13 protein-coding genes are annotated in these 16,506 nt (G+C 65.2%); 8 read left to right on the plus strand and 5 right to left on the minus strand.

From position 1 onward, the window contains the following. Positions 1 to 68 precede the first annotated feature (68 nt). The gene (locus ACQR1F_RS04055; protein ID WP_434912554.1) at positions 69 to 1,529 is read left to right on the plus strand and encodes a flavin-containing monooxygenase; all 1,461 of its coding nucleotides are present in this window, start codon (positions 69 to 71) and stop codon (positions 1,527 to 1,529) included. 244 nt (positions 1,530 to 1,773) lie between these two features. Here ACQR1F_RS04055 and ACQR1F_RS04060 read toward each other — a convergent pair whose 3' ends face one another. Further along, positions 1,774 to 2,229 (minus strand): MarR family winged helix-turn-helix transcriptional regulator, encoded by a 456-nt coding sequence (locus ACQR1F_RS04060; RefSeq protein ID WP_315803789.1) that lies wholly within the window; start codon positions 2,227 to 2,229, stop codon positions 1,774 to 1,776. Between the two features lie 101 nt (positions 2,230 to 2,330). Between ACQR1F_RS04060 and ACQR1F_RS04065 the strand changes: the two genes are divergently transcribed. The 3 genes from ACQR1F_RS04065 (at position 2,331) to ACQR1F_RS04075 (ending at position 5,590) form a co-directional block, all read left to right on the plus strand. After that, positions 2,331 to 4,253: an FAD-binding monooxygenase gene (locus ACQR1F_RS04065; protein WP_434912555.1), complete on the plus strand. Its 1,923-nt coding sequence runs from the start codon at positions 2,331 to 2,333 to the stop codon at positions 4,251 to 4,253. A gap of 136 nt (positions 4,254 to 4,389) precedes the next feature. After that, positions 4,390 to 4,635: a PilZ domain-containing protein gene (locus tag ACQR1F_RS04070; RefSeq protein ID WP_315712872.1), complete on the plus strand. Its 246-nt coding sequence runs from the start codon at positions 4,390 to 4,392 to the stop codon at positions 4,633 to 4,635. Positions 4,636 to 4,720: 85 nt separating this feature from the next. Then, the gene (locus ACQR1F_RS04075) at positions 4,721 to 5,590 is read left to right on the plus strand and encodes a tetratricopeptide repeat protein (RefSeq protein WP_434912556.1); all 870 of its coding nucleotides are present in this window, start codon (positions 4,721 to 4,723) and stop codon (positions 5,588 to 5,590) included. A gap of 113 nt (positions 5,591 to 5,703) precedes the next feature. On the opposite strand, the gene ACQR1F_RS04080 is transcribed toward ACQR1F_RS04075, so the two are convergent. Genes ACQR1F_RS04080 through cpaB form a run of 4 tightly spaced genes read right to left on the minus strand, consistent with a single transcriptional unit; the run spans position 5,704 to position 10,047 of the window. Then, positions 5,704 to 6,972, minus strand: coding sequence for an AAA family ATPase (locus ACQR1F_RS04080; RefSeq protein WP_315803526.1), 1,269 nt, complete (start codon positions 6,970 to 6,972; stop codon positions 5,704 to 5,706). After that, positions 6,969 to 7,706, minus strand: a complete 738-nt coding sequence (locus ACQR1F_RS04085) for a CpaD family pilus assembly protein (RefSeq protein ID WP_434912557.1) — start codon at positions 7,704 to 7,706, stop codon at positions 6,969 to 6,971. The genes ACQR1F_RS04080 and ACQR1F_RS04085 overlap by 4 nt, the downstream gene beginning before the upstream one ends. A gap of 32 nt (positions 7,707 to 7,738) precedes the next feature. Continuing rightward, on the minus strand, positions 7,739 to 9,208 hold the full coding sequence (locus ACQR1F_RS04090) for a type II and III secretion system protein family protein (RefSeq protein ID WP_315803524.1): 1,470 nt from the start codon (positions 9,206 to 9,208) through the stop codon (positions 7,739 to 7,741). A gap of 17 nt (positions 9,209 to 9,225) precedes the next feature. Then, a complete protein-coding gene (gene cpaB, locus ACQR1F_RS04095; RefSeq protein ID WP_316180124.1) occupies positions 9,226 to 10,047 on the minus strand; it encodes a Flp pilus assembly protein CpaB in 822 nt (273 codons plus the stop codon). 717 nt (positions 10,048 to 10,764) lie between these two features. On the opposite strand from cpaB, the gene ACQR1F_RS04100 reads away from it, so the two are divergent. The 4 genes from ACQR1F_RS04100 (at position 10,765) to ACQR1F_RS04115 (ending at position 15,364) form a co-directional block, all read left to right on the plus strand. Then, the gene (locus ACQR1F_RS04100) at positions 10,765 to 11,457 is read left to right on the plus strand and encodes a PilZ domain-containing protein (protein WP_315803523.1); all 693 of its coding nucleotides are present in this window, start codon (positions 10,765 to 10,767) and stop codon (positions 11,455 to 11,457) included. A gap of 176 nt (positions 11,458 to 11,633) precedes the next feature. Beyond that, positions 11,634 to 11,789: a hypothetical protein gene (locus ACQR1F_RS04105; protein ID WP_434863756.1), complete on the plus strand. Its 156-nt coding sequence runs from the start codon at positions 11,634 to 11,636 to the stop codon at positions 11,787 to 11,789. Positions 11,790 to 12,008: 219 nt separating this feature from the next. Continuing rightward, on the plus strand, positions 12,009 to 12,938 hold the full coding sequence (locus ACQR1F_RS04110) for an aspartyl/asparaginyl beta-hydroxylase domain-containing protein (protein ID WP_434899543.1): 930 nt from the start codon (positions 12,009 to 12,011) through the stop codon (positions 12,936 to 12,938). A 407-nt stretch (positions 12,939 to 13,345) separates the two neighbouring features. Next, positions 13,346 to 15,364, plus strand: a complete 2,019-nt coding sequence (locus ACQR1F_RS04115) for a PatA/PatG family cyanobactin maturation protease (RefSeq protein WP_434912558.1) — start codon at positions 13,346 to 13,348, stop codon at positions 15,362 to 15,364. The last annotated feature ends 1,142 nt before the right edge of the window (positions 15,365 to 16,506 follow it).

Below are 16,506 nucleotides of genomic sequence, written 5' to 3' on the forward strand. Positions count from 1 at the left end.
ACGAGCCGGATTGCGACTGTCCGCAGCCAGAGCAAGAAAGCCGCACCAGGAAACGCCAGGAACACCACATGTCAACAGAGCATGTCGACGTGCTGATCGTCGGCGCCGGGCTGTCCGGCATCGCCGCCGCCTATCATCTGCAGCACAAGTGCCCGGGCAAGCGCTTCGCGATCCTGGAGGGGCGGGGCGCGATCGGCGGCACATGGGACCTGTTCCGCTATCCCGGCATCCGCTCCGACAGCGACATGTACACGCTTGGCTATTCGTTCAAGCCGTGGACAGATCCGAAGGCGATCGCCGACGGGCCGCAGATCCTGAAATATGTCCAGGACACCGCGACCGAGAACGGCATCGACCGCCACATCCGGTTCAACCATCGGGTCCGGCGTGCGTCGTGGTCGAGCGCGGACGCATGCTGGACCGTCGAGGCCGAGCGCCGGACGGAGCAGGGCACGGTCGAGACCGTGCGGATGACCTCAGGCTTTCTGTTCATGTGCTCCGGCTACTACCGCTACGAAAAGGGCTACCTGCCGGACTTCAAGGGCATGGCCGATTTCAAGGGCCGCATCGTGCATCCGCAGGCCTGGCCTGAGGACCTCGACTATGCCGGCAAGCGCGTCGTCGTGATCGGCTCCGGCGCGACCGCGGTCACATTGGTGCCGGCGATGGCCAAGTCCGCCGCGCATGTGACGATGCTGCAGCGCTCGCCGACCTATGTGGTGTCGCGCCCCGCGCAGGACGCGCTCGCCAACAGGCTCCGCCGGCATCTGCCCGCTGCTCTCGCCTATCACCTGATCCGTTGGCGCAACGTGCTGTTCGGGATGTATTTCTTCCAGCTCAGCCGGCGCAAGCCGCAGCGGGTCAAGCAGCTGATCCTGGGCGGGGTGCGCGCCGCGCTGGGTCCCGATTACGACGTCGCCACCCATTTCACGCCGCGCTACAACCCGTGGGACCAGCGGTTGTGCCTGGTGCCGGACGGCGACCTGTTCAAGACCATTCGCGAGCAGCGTGCCTCGGTCGTGACGGCCGGGATCGAGACCTTCACCGAGCGCGGCCTGCGCCTCACCGACGGCCGCGAGATCGAGGCCGATGTCGTGGTCACCGCGACCGGCCTGGTGCTGCAGGTGCTCGGCGGCCTCGAGGTCGTCGTGGACGGCCGCACCGTCGATTTCGCCAAGACGCTCAACTACAAGGGCATGATGTATTCCGACGTGCCGAACCTGGCGGCGACGCTCGGCTACACCAACGCGTCGTGGACGCTGAAATGCGACCTTACCTGCGAATATGTCTGCCGGCTCCTCAACTACATGGACCGGCACGGCTACCGCCAATGCGTGCCGCACAATGACGACGCCACCGTCACGCCGCTGCCGTCGCTGAGCTTCAGCTCCGGCTATGTGCAGCGCTCGGTCGCCGATCTGCCGAAACAAGGCTCGAAGCGGCCGTGGCGGCTGTACCAGAACTACGCCCTCGATATCGTCTCCCTGCGCTTCGGCAAGGTCGACGATGGCGTGATGCGGTATTCGTGAGGGCAGGGCGCTCCGTCGGATCGTCGGCGCGATCTCGGGCCTCATGGTTCGACACGGCGCTTCGCGCCTCCTCACCATGAGGGGAAACATCTCGCCACCGCAGAGGATTTCGCCACGCACTCGATCCTCATCCTGAGGAGCCCGCCGCAGGCGGGCGTCTCGAAGGATGGCCGCAACGACGGTGTCAGCGTCAGTTCTTTTCGGGCGCGACCGTGCGCATGATGGGGTGGAGCAGGAGCAACCTTCACCGCTCCTCCGCCGCCCCCTCCCGCAGCGGCGCGCGGCTGAGGTCGTTGGCGGCGGCGATCGCCTTGCGCATCAGGCGCACCAGCTCGTTCGCCTCGGCCGCGCTGAGGCCGCGCACCATCAGCCGCTGCGCGGCCTCGACCGCCGGCGTGATCGCCTCCAGCGTCCTTTTCCCCTCATCGGTGATCAACAGCTCCCGTGACCGGCGGTCGCGCGCGCTCGCTCGGCGGACAACGAGGCCTTTCTGTGCAAGCCGGTCGATCACGCCGGTGATCGTGGTGCGGTCATAGGCGATCAGGCCAGCGAGCGTGATCTGGTCGATCGCCGGGTTGGCCGCGATCGCCGCCAGCGCCGCATATTGCACCGGCGTCAGGTCGAAGCCGGCCGCTTCCACCTCCGCCAGAAACACCGCCACGGCGATCTGCTGAAACCGGCGCGCCAGGTGCCCCGGCATGTCCCGCATCTCGGTCAATTCGAATCTCCTGTCACCAGCTTGACAAGTATACTGATGATCAGCATACTGATCAATAAGGAACAGCGAGGGAGGGTGGTCACGTGCAGTTTCATCTCAATGGCTTCCAGCCGGGCGATCCCGAAATCTTCGACACGGCCGAACGTGTCGCGAGCGCCGGCGCGAGCAGCCCGCTGCCGGCCGAGGCCGACGTCCTCATCGTCGGCTGCGGCCCGGCGGGCCTCAATCTCGCCGCCCAGCTCTCTGCCTTCCCCGACATCAAGACCTGCATCGTCGAGCAGAAGCCCGGCCGGCTGCTGCTCGGCCAGGCCGACGGCATCGCTTGCCGCACCATGGAGATGTTCCAGGCCTATGGCTTCGCCGAGAAAGTGCTGAGGGAAGCCTGCTGGATCAACGAGACCACGTTCTGGAAGCCCGATGACGCCAACCGCGCGCATATTGCGCGCAGCGGCCGCGTGCAGGACGTGGAGGATGGCCTGTCGGAGATGCCGCATGTCGTGCTCAACCAGGCTCGCGTGCACGACTTCTTCCTGGACGTGATGCGCCGTTCGGCCGCGAAGCTCGAGCCGCACTACGCCCGGCGACTGCGGGACCTTCATATCGATCCGTCCACAGGCAATGACGCACACGGCGTGACCGTCAGCTTCGACCGCATCCATCCGGAGCATGAAGGCCAGGTCGAGACCATCAAGGCGCGCTACGTGGTCGGCTGTGACGGTGCACGCAGCATCGTGCGCAAGGCGATCGGCCGCGAGCTGCACGGCGATTCCGCCAACCACGCCTGGGGCGTGATGGACGTGCTCGCCGTCACCGATTTTCCCGACATCCGCTTCAAGTCGCTGATCCAGTCCGCCAAGGACGGCAGCCTGCTGGTGATCCCGCGCGAGGGCGGCTATCTCGTCCGGCTCTATGTCGAGCTTGCCAAGCTCGAGGTCGGCGAGCGCGTGGCTGGGCGCAACATCACCGTCGACGAGGTGATCGCCAAGGCGCAGCGCATTCTCGCGCCGTATACGCTTCAGGTGAAGGAGGTCGCGTGGTGGTCGGTCTACGAGATCGGCCAGCGCATCACCGACAAGTTTGACGACGTGCCGGAGACCGAGGTCGCAACGCGGCTGCCGCGCGTCTTTATCGCCGGCGACGCCTGCCACACCCACAGCCCGAAGGCGGGGCAGGGCATGAACGTCTCGATGCAGGACACGTTCAATCTCGGCTGGAAGCTTGCCGCTGTGCTGGGCAAGCGCTGCGCGCCGGAGCTCCTGCACAGCTATTCGGCCGAGCGGCGGGCCATCGCCCAGGAGCTGATCGATTTCGATCGCGAATGGGCAGGAATTCTCGCTTCCGCCGCCAAGCAGGGCGGCGCCGATGCGGCCAAGACGCAGGACTATTTCGTGCGCCACGGCCGCTACACGGCGGGCACCGCCACGCACTATCGGCCCTCCGTTCTCACCGGCGACGACACCTTCCAGCCGCTCGCCACAGGCTTCGTCATCGGCAAGCGCTTTCACTCGGCGCCGGTCATCCGGCTCGGCGACGCCAAGCCGGTGCAGCTCGGCCACGTCGTCCAGGCCGACGGCCGCTTCCGCATCTTCGCTTTCGCGGAGGCAGAGGATCCGGCCGCGCCGGGGTCCGCGATCCGCCGCCTATGCACATTCCTCAGCGAGGATTCCGCCTCACCCCTGCGCCGCCACACCCCGGCGGGCGCCGACATCGACTCCGTGATCGATCTGCGCGCGGTGTTCCAGCAGGGGCATCGCGAGCTCGCGCTCGAACGAATGCCGGAGCTGCTGCTGCCGCGCAAGGGCCGTTACGGCCTCATCGACTACGAGAAGATGTTCTGTGCCGATCTGAAGAGCGGCCAGGACATCTTTGCGATGCGCGGCGTCGATCGCGCGGCGGGCTGCATCGTGATCGTGCGGCCCGATCAGTATGTCGCCGACGTCCTGCCACTCGACGACGTCAGGAGGCTGTCGGCGTATTTCGATCGTGTGCTGCTGCCGGTCCGCTGAGGGACGCAGAGGGTAAACGAAATCCAAATCCGGCCCCTGGATTTCAGGGCTTGGCGCTAGTCAGATCCCAAGGTTTCCTCGCTACAAACGAGGTCTCCGGAATGGACGATCGAGTGGGTGAGACGTCGAAATGTTGATGTTGGCGAACCGTCGCAAGAGTGAACGTCGGCTGTGCAGGAGGATCGCGAAGATTCACTACGGCAACGGCAGCCTGCCGCGCGACTGCACGGTCACGGATATTTCCGACGGCGGCGTCAAGGTGATCGCCGAATTCGTCGAGATTCCCCCGCAGTTCACCATCGTCTTCGCGCCCGACCACCAGCGCAAGTGCCGGCTGGCCTGGCGCATCGGCTGCGAGTTCGGCGCCGAATTCATCGATTGAGGCGGGCCGGCCGCGCCCGCTTAACGGGACCTTAGGGTTAATCTGCCAGCGTGCAGATCATCTGGTCCCGAAGTAGTTCAGTTGCATGCGTACGCGGCCCCTCCGCTCTCTCCCTCTGCTCCGGCCGGCCGCGTTCGCGCTGTCGTTCACGGCCGTGCTGCTCGGTCTCGGCGCCTGCCAGACCACCGATCTCAGCGAGGTCACGGGGGCACTGGGCGGCAATCCCGAAAAGAGCCGCGCTGCCGCCGGCGACCCGCGCGCCGAGATCGACCAGCTTCGCGAGCGCTTCCGCGCCAGTCCCGACGATCCCGAGGTGGCGCTGCGCTATGGCAGCGCCCTGCGCGCCACCGGCCAGCGCTCGCAGGCCGTCGCCGTGCTGGAGCAGGCGAGCATCGCAAGCCCCGGCAACAGGACGCTGCTTGCGGCCTATGGCCGTGCGCTCGCCGACAACGGCAATTTCCAGCAGGCGTTCGACGTGCTCAGCCGCGCGCATTCGCCCGAGGATCCCGACTGGCGCATCCTGTCGGCGCAGGGCGCCACGCTCGACCAGATGGGGCGCAACGAGGAGGCCCGGCAATACTACATGACGGCGCTGAAGATCGCCCCTGACGACCCGTCCGTGCTGTCCAATCTCGGTCTCTCCTACGCGCTCACGAACGAGCTGCCGAAGGCCGAGGAGCAGTTGCGCAAGGCGAGCGCGCATCCCGATGCCAGCCCGCGGGTCAGGACCAACCTTGCCGTCATCGTCGGGCTGGAGGGCCGGATGAGCGAGGCCGAGAGCATCGCACGATCAGGGCTGCCGCCGGAGCAGGCCAGCGCCAGCGTCGCCTATGTCAAGCGCATCCTGGAGCGCCGCAAGATCGCGCAGCGCGAGCTGTCGCCGCGCCGTGACCGTCCGGTGGCCGGCGAGCCCGACAAGGCGCTGGCGCGGGCGCTCAGCCGGTCCGACGACTAGGAAAGCCGGTTTTCCCTCGCGACGAACGCCGAAGGCGTTTGCGCGGAGATCATGCTCAATAGAGAGATGAGATCATGATGCGATTCCGTGGCATCGCATCATGATCTCAGGCGCTATTTCGCGCCGAGCAGCTTTGCGATCGGCGCCAGCAGCGAGCTGCGCTGCGGCTTGTGGTCGATCCGCCCCGTCAGCCGGTTGGCGATGTCCTGGAACAGTTTTGGCGTGCGGCTCAGCGCCGCGATCTCCGCGATCATCTGGCCGTTGTTGGCGGCGGTGCCGAACAGCTTGCAGTCGAACGGGATGATCGCGACCGGCTCGGCCTCGACGGTCTTGGCGAAGCGCTTCAGGTCGATCTCCGGCCGCTTGGGCATGCCGACCTGGTTCAGGCAGTACAGCGGCGGCCGGTCGTTGGGACGCGAGGCCTTGAGCACGCCGAGCAGGTTCTTGGCGTTGCGCAGGTTCGCCAGATCGGGCTCGGCGACCACGAGGATGTCGTCGGCATTGATCAGCGCGTGCCGCGTCCAGGCCGACCATTGGTGCGGCACGTCGAGCACGATGCATTGCTGGGTCATGCGCAGGGTGTCGAAGATGGCGTCGAACGCGTCGGCGCCGAAATCATAGACGCGGTCGAGGGTCGCGGGTGCGGCGAGCAGGTTGAGATTTTCGGTGCATTTGGCGAGCAGGCGCTCCATCAGCGCCGTATCCGGCCTGTCGGGCTGGAACACGGCGTTGGCGATGCCCTGCAGCGGATCCTGGTTGTAGTCCAGTCCCGCGGTGCCGAACGCCATGTCGAGATCGATCACGACGGAATCCAGCGTCAGGTCGCGCGCCATGCTCCAGGCGACGTTGTGGGCGACGGTGGAGGCGCCGACGCCGCCCTTGGCGCCGACCACGGCGATGATGCGGCCGGTGATGACGGCCTCCGAGGCCGAGAACAGGCTGCAGACCGAGCGGATGACGTCGATGGTCTCGACCGGGCCGATCACGTAGTCGTTGACGCCGCGCCGGACGAGCTCGCGATAGGCGACGCCGTCGGCCGGGCTGCCGATCAGCACCACGCGGGTGCCCGGATCGCAGACGCTGGCGAGATCGTCGAGGCCGCCGAGAATGTCGCCGCCGGGCCTGGTCTCGATCACGATGACGTTCGGCGTCGGCTGCGAATGATAGGTCTCGATGGCGCGCGCCATGCCGCCCGCCTTGATCGTGATGTGCGCCTTGCCGAGCCGGCGGTCCTGGCTGGCGGCGAGGATCGCGGCCGAGGTCTGATCGGTTTCGCAGAACGCCTGCACCGAGACGCGCGGCACCGGCGCGATGTGGTCGTCGAGCACGGGGCCGCTGGGGGCGGCCGGCTCGTCCTGGCTTTGACGGGACGCGTTGATCATTTGCCTGTATCGCTGAGCTTGGCCTTGTCGGACTCCGGATACGCCACCGCGGTCGACTCGCCCTTGCGGTACTTCTCGAACAAAGCGGAGCGGCGCGGCGTGTAGGCGGCCATCTCCGAGCGCGGCTGCTCGAGATCGGCCGGGTTGTCGATCATCGCGGCGAGGTTGCGCTGCGTGGCGCAGCCGAAATTCTGATAGTGCTGGTTGCTGCTGTAGCCGCGATTGTCGAGGTTCGGCCCGAGGTCGTCCGGCCACAGCCCGCAGGGGCCGGCGACGGCGGCGATCTTCGGATAGCTCAGCCGGATGACGGCGAGCTGCCGCGGATCATCGGGCATGGTGTTGCGCAGTGTGATCGCGTGCCCGGGAACGCCGCCGGCGGTCAGCACGGCGCGGATCTCGCGATAGGCGTCGGCCGCGGCGCGCGCGTTCGACGTGCCCGTCGGCACCTCCGCCATGATTCCGCCTGTGCCTTCGCGCAGCCATGAGCGCGCAAGACCCGCGACGTCGACGCGCTGCTGGTAGGTCAGGCCGCCGCGGCCGCTGCCGATGAAGACGACGGTCGACTGCCGGCCTTCCTCGATCGCGATCGGATGGCGGATCCTGTAGTCGTCGGGGATCGTCGCGACGACCTCGCCGGTGGTGGCGTTGCAGGCGCCGAGCGTGAGCGCCAGCCCCGCGATGGCGCCGATCCGGCGCAGTGCGCGTCCGCCGTCTCGTGTGGATGTTGCCGACATGATCGTTCCCCCGTCCCCGTCGTCCCGCAATCTCAGTCGATGATGAAGCCGAAGCCGGCCGGCTGCCCCGTGGCGGCGTCGACCTTGGCGGCGATGCCGTACAGCCGGTTCATGCGGCCGAGCAGCGCCGACTCCGAGTCGGTGGCTGGCGCAAAGCCGTCGTCCGGGCGCGACAGCTCCTTCTGGGCGACGGCGCGCACGACGTAGGGCGTCACCATCACCATCAGCTCGGTCTCGTTGTTGACGTAGTCCTGGCTGCGGAACAGCTGGCCGAGCACCGGCAGCTGATTGAGACCGGGCAGGCCGTTGATCGCCTGCTTGGTCTGGTTCTGGATCAGGCCGGCCATCGCCATCGAGCCGCCGGAAGGAATCTCGACCGTGGTCTCGGCGCGGCGGGTGCGGATCGCGGGGATCGTCACCGACGAGGTCGAGGCCGAGGTCAGCGCATAGGACACCGTGATCGCATTGTCGTTCGACAGCTCCGACACCTCGGTCATCACCCGCAGGCTGATGCGGCCTTCGCCGAGCACGACGGGCGTGAAGTTGAGCGAGATGCCGAACTTCTTGTAGGTGATCGACGTGCTGCACACCCGCGTGGTCGGATCGCAGGAATAGCCGCCGGGAATCGGGAATTCGCCGCCCGCGATGAAGGTCGCGGATTCGCCGGAGATCGCGGTCAGGTTGGGCTCGGCCAGCGTCTTGACGACACCGGCCGTCTCCATCGCGCGCAGCGTCGCCGACACCGACGACAAGCCGCCGCCGGTGGCGGACAGGCCGTTGGTCCCGACCAGCGACTTGCCATAGGCGGTGAACGGGTTGGTGTTGTTGAAGTTCACCACTGCGGTGCCGTAGTTCAGGCTGGCGCTGAGATCGATGCCGAGCTGCTTGACGATCTCGCGCCGGACCTCCGACACGTTGACCTTCAGCATCACCTGGTCGCGGCCGCGCACGACGATCGAGTTGACCACCTTGTCGGCGCCGCCGACCAGCCGTGCGGCGATTTCGCCGGCCTGCTGCGCCTCGACCGGGCTCGACACCGATCCGGTCAGGATCACGCCCTCGCCGACGCCGTCGATCTTCACGCCGGGAATGCTCTGGCTCAGCGCCTGGCGCACGCCGTTGAGGTCGCGCTTGATCGCGATGTCGTAGGCCGCGACCTGCTGTCCCTCGCCGTCGAAGAACACCACGTTGGTCTGGCCGACCGCCGCGCCGATGATGTAGGCGCGCCGGGCCGAACGGACGACGGCGTTGGCGACCTTGGGATCGGCGACCAGCACGTCCTTGACGTCCTGCGGGAAGTCGACGACCACGGACTTGCCGATGCCGAGGGAGAGGAAGCGCATCTTCGACGAGCCGACCGACACCACGGGCGTCTCCAGCCTGTCGTCAGCCGCCTTCACCGGCGTCAGCGCCGGATTGAGCGCAAGCCCGATCACGGCCGATGTCGATAGCGCGCGGACGACCCACGTCCCGAACGTTGCGCGTTGATGCCCACCCATCATCTTCCACGTCCTTTCGATCACTTCTGCGCCGTGAGCGAGCTCGTGATCCCATAGCGAATGATCTCGATGGCGCTGCCCCGTCGCGCCATCTGCTGCTGCTGTTGCTGTTGCTGTGCCTCGGTCTTGTTGCCGTCGGCTGCGTTCACGTCGGCGATGCTGCGCAGCGCCAGCGCCAGCGAGCCGGCTTGGCGCGCGCGCGCCAGGGTCTCGGCCTGCTCGGGCCTGAGCTCGAGCGTCACCGTCTTGCCGACGACGGTGTTCTGGCCTTCCTTCTCCTTCGGCGCCTGGTCGATCGCGAGCACGCGGACGTTGGAGAGAATGATCTCGGAGCTGACGAAGTCGGCGGCGCCGGGCTTGTCAGGGTTCTTGTCGCGCTTCGACAGGATGACGTCGACGCGGTCGTTCGGCAGGATGAAGCCGCCGGCGCCGGTCTCGGGCGAGATCTCGGTGGAGATCGCGCGCATGCCCGCGGGCAGGATCGCCGCCATGAAGCCGGAGCCGTCGGCCTTCACCAGCTTCTGCTCGCGGATCGGCTCGCCGATCACGAAGGGCGAGCGGGCGATGGTGCCGACCAGCTGATTGGCCGCTTCGGGACGGTCGCCGCGCCGGATGAAGATGTTGCTCGCAGCCTCGGGCCATGTCTGCCAGATCAGGTCGCCGGGCTTGATCGCCTGTCCGAGTCCGATGTCGGTCTTGGCGACCAGCACCTCGACCGTCGGCAACTGCACGACCGGCGCCACGGGCGCCTGCCGCTGGCCGTCGGAATTGCTGACCAGATAGGCCGCAACGCCGCCCGCGCCGAGAGCGATGGTTAACACCACGATGCGTGCGGTCATCATACGCGTGACTACTCTGTTACTCATACACCGGAAGCAAACACGCTGACGACTGACAGCCGTTCTCCCTCACTAACGACTAAGCGCCAATGGTATAAGCAGACTTGAACGCGGCGGGCCGCGGCACCCGCATCAAGCAACGATTGCGCAAGTGGTGAACAGGTTGTTAGCGTGCAAATAGTGAAACGCCGCGAATGTGTTAGCTATTTGCGCACGGCGCGCCTGCACGCATCCGTCGGCGCGCGCGCGACAGAATGAGATCATGAGTTGCAGCCGCGCCTCAGTGGGAATCTCGTTAAGCTGAATCGTTTGCTAACAACACGAGCGTAGGAACACGACCCCGTCGACGAGGTTGTGCCGTCGCGCGAGGCAGCGCGGATCGGCCGATCACGACTTGCCTCTGCGCCACGCGAAACGTTCGCGCTGAACTCTCCATGGGGGCGACGATGCCGACACTGCATGCCGTGCTGCACCGTAATCAGACGGGGCCGCATCTTCAGAAAGCGGAAACGGGTTGGACATACGATTCCGTTGAGCGGGATTTCCGTCTCGACATTCAGATTTCCTCAACAATTTGCGCGCACGGTCCGGGCACGGCGGCTATGCCCAATTCGATTTAGTACGACCTAAAATGCACGCAGAAATTGTAACTAGCGCATCGTGCCGCGGCGGCGGCCGGGCCATCGTCGGGGACATCATGGGGGCGAGGGGAGACGTGCAATGTCGGTTGCTCGATTCCTGAAGCAGCGCGCGGTCAGGATTCAGACGGTCGGGTCCTACACGCTGCCGAACTGGTATTCCCCGGAAGGACGGCTGCGATCCTTCGCCTGCCGCACCACGCGGGTGTCGCCGTTTCGCGCGCTGCTCGAGGTGCCCGTCGTCGGCAAGGTCGGCGATCGCCTGACCTCGTATTTCCGCGATTTCGGCAAGTTCGAAGGCGAGATCAGCGACACCGTGCATGGCGGCTTTCTGCTCGAGCTGGAGATGACGCGCGCCGAGCGCGCCAAGCTCGCCGAGAAGCTGGTCTGGCTGGAGAAGAAGCAGAAGGATCCGTCGATCCGCGATTCCCGCCGCGACGCGCGCTTCGTGCCCAACTCGCCGCATTCGGCGCTGACGCTCGCCGACGGCAGCATCATCCCGTGCTTCGTGATCGATGCCTCGATGTCGGGCGCGGCGGTCTCGGCGGAGATCCAGCCGGAGATCGGCACGCCGCTGGCGGTGGGCAGTTGCATCGGCCGCGTCATCCGGCATTTCCCCAGCGGCTTCGCCGTCCGCTTCGTCGATCAGTTGCCGGGCGCCAATGAACTGGAGCGGCGGGTCATCACGCCGCCGGTCCGCCCGATGCGGCGGAATCTCGTGGCCCACGGCGATGACCGCCTGATCGGGGCGCCCGAGGACTTCTTCATGGTGTGACGGCGGCGCTGCCGCGGCGCGCGACAGGCGCCGCTCCGGCCTGCGCGGTTTCGCGTATGGAGCGGCGGCAGGAATCGCGGCATGGGAACTGGCGGCCGTCTGCACGGTTAACGCGATGTTAATCGGCATCGTGACAGCCTGCGCGTGCCGGGTGCATTGCCAGGAGGACCAGTCCCATGGAGGCCCAGAAGACCGCGGTGGATGCCATCGTCGTCCTGACCGGCTGCGACCGCGACGCGGTCGCCGCCTTTGTCCGGCGCATCTATCTCGCCGGCGTCCGCGATCCCAAGCGGCTGACCTTCAAGGGCCTGCAGGAGCTGACGCGCGGCTAGCGCGACCGCCAGCCGGGACCGGCGGCTGTTGCAACGGGGCCACGGCGCAGAACTTTCAACCCGGATGTCCGCCTGCAACCGACGTGCGAATGATGCGGCCCGCCGCACTTGCGGCTAAATTGGGGCTCTAGCGGCTGGCATCAGAGCACCATTTCGATCGCCAAAAAGGCGACATATCTGCGCAACACGCTCAGAGCGGCCGGATCATGGGTACCGGACATGCTCAGACAGCTTTTCGCGCCTCAGCTCATCGGCCTCTACATCCTGATCGGGGCCACCATCTACGTCCACTTCCGCGGCAAGCAGCGGCTGCGCTTCGCCCGCCAGCTCGGCGACCACTCGACCTATCTCGCCCCTTACAACGTGCTGATGTATGCCGGCTCGGCGGTGCCGAACACGCCGGTCATCCCGGTGGAGCAGTTTCCGGAGCTCTCGAGGCTCACCGACAACTGGCAGGAGATCCGCGAGGAGGCCGTGCGCCTGTTCGACGAGGGCTTCATCCGCGCCGCCGCCGCCAACAACGACTGGGGCTTCTACTCGTTCTTCAAGAGCGGCTGGAAGCGCTTCTATCTGAAATGGTACGACGACTTCCTGCCGTCGGCGCGCACGCTGTGCCCGAAGACCGTCGAGCTGCTCGACTCCATCCCGAACGTGCATGGCGCGATGTTCGCGATGCTGCCGCCCGGCGGCAAGCTCGGCGCCCACCGCGATCCCTTCGCCGGCTCGCTGCGCTATCACCTCGGCCTCGTCACCCCGAACTCCGACAAGTGCCGCATCCTGGTCGACGGCGTGCCCTGCGTCTGGCGCGACGGCGAGGCCTTCATGTTCGACGAGACTTTTATTCACAGCGCCGAGAACGCCACGGATGTCAACCGCATCATCCTGTTCTGCGACGTCGAGCGCCCGATGAAATACGGCGCCATGACCGCCATCAACCGCTGGGTCAGCCACCACATCGTCAAGGCGTCGGCGACGCAGAACGTCGAAGGCGAGCACGTCGGCGTGCTGAACAAGGTGTTCGGCAAGCTGTATGAGTTTCACCTCGCGACGCGCAAGGTGAAGGCGTGGAACAGGACGGTGTACTACGCGGCGAAGTACACGCTGACGGTTGCGATCGTGGGGGCCATCGTGGTTTCGGCGTTTCGGTGAGGGATGAGTAGGGGCGGATTAGCGGAGCGTAATCCGCCGCTTCTTCTCCGCGGAGGGACGGCGGATTACGCCTTCGGCTAATCCGCCATATGCAGCTGGGCCGCTTGGAGCGGCAACGCGACGGAAGATCAACCCGGCGTTCAACCGCGGGAAATCACTTTGCAGCGGTCCGCGACGGTATCGGTCGCAACGTCAGCGATCAACAGCTCCGCTCGGACGCGCATATCAAACAAGTCTGCACGATCGCGAGCGATGCTCTCATCATCCTTCATCTGCATCGGCACTGATTGTGCAGTGCATTTGGCTCATTTTTGTGGATAGGGTCTGTTGACATGAGTTTCGTTCTCGATATGATGCAACCTTAAGAGATATTTTTTGAATTTTTCAATCAATAGAGTTCTGGTGCCATGCTTCATGCGCTGGGCAATATTGGTGATCCGCTCGCTGGCGTCCGCGACGGCCTGAAGAATGTCTATCCAGGTATCCCGGACGTTCTCATCGGCGTCGTCGATGGAATGCCCGATCTCTCGCATCCTTCCTTGCAACGCGCGAACATCGAGTGTCTGGATGCGATGATACCCGGCTCGGCCGGAGCGCCCGATAGCCATGGGACTGGGATCTGCAGCATCATCTTTGGCCAAACCCCAGAACTGCGCGGAATTGCTCCGGGATGCTCCGGGTTGGTGCTCCCCATCTTCTTCGGTGAAACGAACGACGCCCGCACCAGACCTGCATCGCAGCTCGATCTGGCCCGAGCTCTCGCGTTTGGGATTGAAAGAGGCGCGTCCATCATCAACGTCAGTGCCGGGCAGCGAAGCTTCAGCACGGAAGCGGAGGCTCATCTTCAGCAGGTCTTGAAGAACTGCGTGGAGCGGCGGGTGCTCGTCGTCGCAGCTGCGGGAAACGATGGCTGCGATTGCATCCACATTCCTGCCGCGTCAGACTGTGTTCTTGCCGTAGGCGCCGTTGCTCACGATGGCTCTCCGCTGGAGACGAGCAACTGGGGGCGTCCCTATCGGCTGAACGGACTCCTCGCGCCGGGCAAGGACATTCCGGTCGCCTTGACCGGCAATCGCTTTGGCCGGGCCAGCGGAACGAGCTACGCTGCCGCCGTCGTCTCCGGGGTGGCGGCGCTGCTGCTCTCGTTGGCCCGTTCGGGAGGGTACGCGATCGATGCTTTCGATATCCGCACGATTTTGATTGATAGCGCGAAGCGTTGCGAATTGGCGAAAGAAGGCGCTTGCGATCGCTATCTGGCCGGGTCCCTGGATCCGGCAGGGGCGCTGAAGTTGCTTCATCAGATCGGAAGCTCCCGGAAGCCGCCTGCAAACAGCGCGTTAAAAACAGAAGTTCGTCAAGAGCTCGTCCGTCCTGACCATGCATCACCGTCGATGGGGAGGCCTGAAATGCTGCAATCTGATATTGCGCCAAGTGAAACATTGTCGTTCGAGCGTTCCGGACTGGAAGCATCGGCCTGCGCTTGTCAAACCAAGGCCAAGGAGCAGGATGACGAACAGGCCATCAGGCCGCAGGCCAAGTCGCCTTCTGTGACATCGGCGCTCACTAAGAGCGGTGACGGAGATACCGGCGTCAGCCAATCGGCTTGTTCGTGCGGTGGCGGGCGCCCGCCACAGATCGTTTATGCGCTTGGTTCGCTTTGGTTCGATTTCGGTACCGAGGCGCGCTACGATGCGATCGTCCAGCAACTGGGAGGTGATCCTGCTCGCGCGGCGAATCCCCACGAGTTGATCGGCTTTTTGCGCGCTCAACCGCGGTTTGCGACCGGCCTCACCTTCATACTGTTGCAAGACCAGATTCCGCTCTATGCGATTGTGCCGTCAGGGCCGTTCGCGGCCGACACCTACAAGGACATGCTCGACGCGATCGAGGCATCGATCGGCGATCACGGCCGCTTGCAGAGAATATCTCTGCCCGGATTTATCGGAGGCTCGACGCGCCTGATGAACGGCATGAGCGTGCCGATCGTGTTCGCCGATCCACGCGGCATGTTCAGATGGCGTCCGCATGAGTTGCTGGAAGCGACGAAGTCGTTCTTGCTGAACCCGCCGTCGCCGCCGGAAGACGCGGCCATCTTGGACTTCCTCAACCGGGTCTATTACGAGCTTCGCAATCTCGGCGTTACGCCCCAGGAGCGCGCCATGAACTTCGCGGCGACCAACGCCTACCAGGCGCGCCAGGTCTTCGCCGAGGCGACGGCGCGCAACTACGCGCTCGACTCCATCGAGGTGGTCAAGAGCCCAATTTGCCGCCCGGACTCCGATTGCTGGGACGTCAAGCTGCAGATGTTCGACCCCGAAAACGAGCGTCGCGCGGGCCGTGTCTATCGCTACACCGTGGATGTCAGCGAGGTGCTGCCCGTGACCGTCGGTCCGGTGCGGAATTGGGCGGTCCGGCTCGGCGCTTGAGGGCCTGGCGGTCTCGAGCGAGAGGATCTGTCGTCGTGCGTAGCTTTCAAGATTGTACTGCGGGAGTACGTCCTCTCGGTACGACCGCGAGGTGTCGATCCCGGCTCGTCGTCCCGGGACGGGCTGACAAGAGCGAGGGAATGCCATGAGAATGCCAGTACAAGCGAAGCCGGCCGAGCGGGGTGCCAACTGGGATCAAGTGAGACAAGACGGCCGTGTCGTGCAGTCCGATTGTTGCGGTCCGGGCAAGTGCTGCGTCGGAGCATGTATTCCATTTTTGAACACATGCGCCGGCGTTTGTGTCCCCAACGTCGGGCAGTGCTGAATTCACCGCGACTTGTTTCTGATCAGCCACCAGATCACCCGTCGGCTCCCATCCGGCGGGTGATCAGCCACAGCGGTTGGCGGTCGTCAGGCCGGACATTCGCTAATTCGGAAAAATGTCAATATCTTCGGAAAAAGATAATTGACTTTAATTCGACCCAAATCAGCATTATTGTCCCGCCCATCCCGTTGCACGGTAGGGGACGGTTCGCGGTCGTCACGGACGTTGGCAGCGGGGAGCGGTGGACGCGGGGTGGCGGCGTGTGTTGAGCACGGACGAACGTTTGCCTCGCGGACGGTGAAGGCGTGTGGTTCTGACACTCCGACGCTAGTGTCAACGTTGCGACGACGCTGACGCGTCGCGCAGCGGATGGTGGCCAGAAAGCCCGGTGCACCAGGAAGAGCGCGCTATAGCCTGTTAAAACCATCGCGCGGGGAGGGCCGGGTGTGTTCGGCCAGACCTGTGGTACCTGCCGCCTGCATTTTTTTCGCAGGCGGGCCACGGGCGCGGCCAGCGCCCGGCCTTCCCTGCGCCCTCCATTCGGAGAGGGCGGGAATTGGAGCATCACTCGGGCGCGGGATGCGTCGCGAGGCCGTCGATGCTCGCCCCGGATCGACGCGATGCTGTTTGAGAATGTGGAGATGATAATGCTTGCGCGGCGTGGTGCGCCGCTACGAGTACGTGGGGCTGCCGCGACGATGGACCGGGGCAGTTTGTGACTCCGTCATGCCCGGGCTTGACCCACGGCTGTCCGGTTCAGCTTCCGCATATTGCGAGGCTCAACTGTTGTGGGTTTTTGGCAAGTTGGGGTGGCCCC

Origin of the sequence: Bradyrhizobium sp. HKCCYLS3013, assembly GCF_051167615.1 — a bacterium.
Lineage (GTDB): Bacteria > Pseudomonadota > Alphaproteobacteria > Rhizobiales > Xanthobacteraceae > Bradyrhizobium.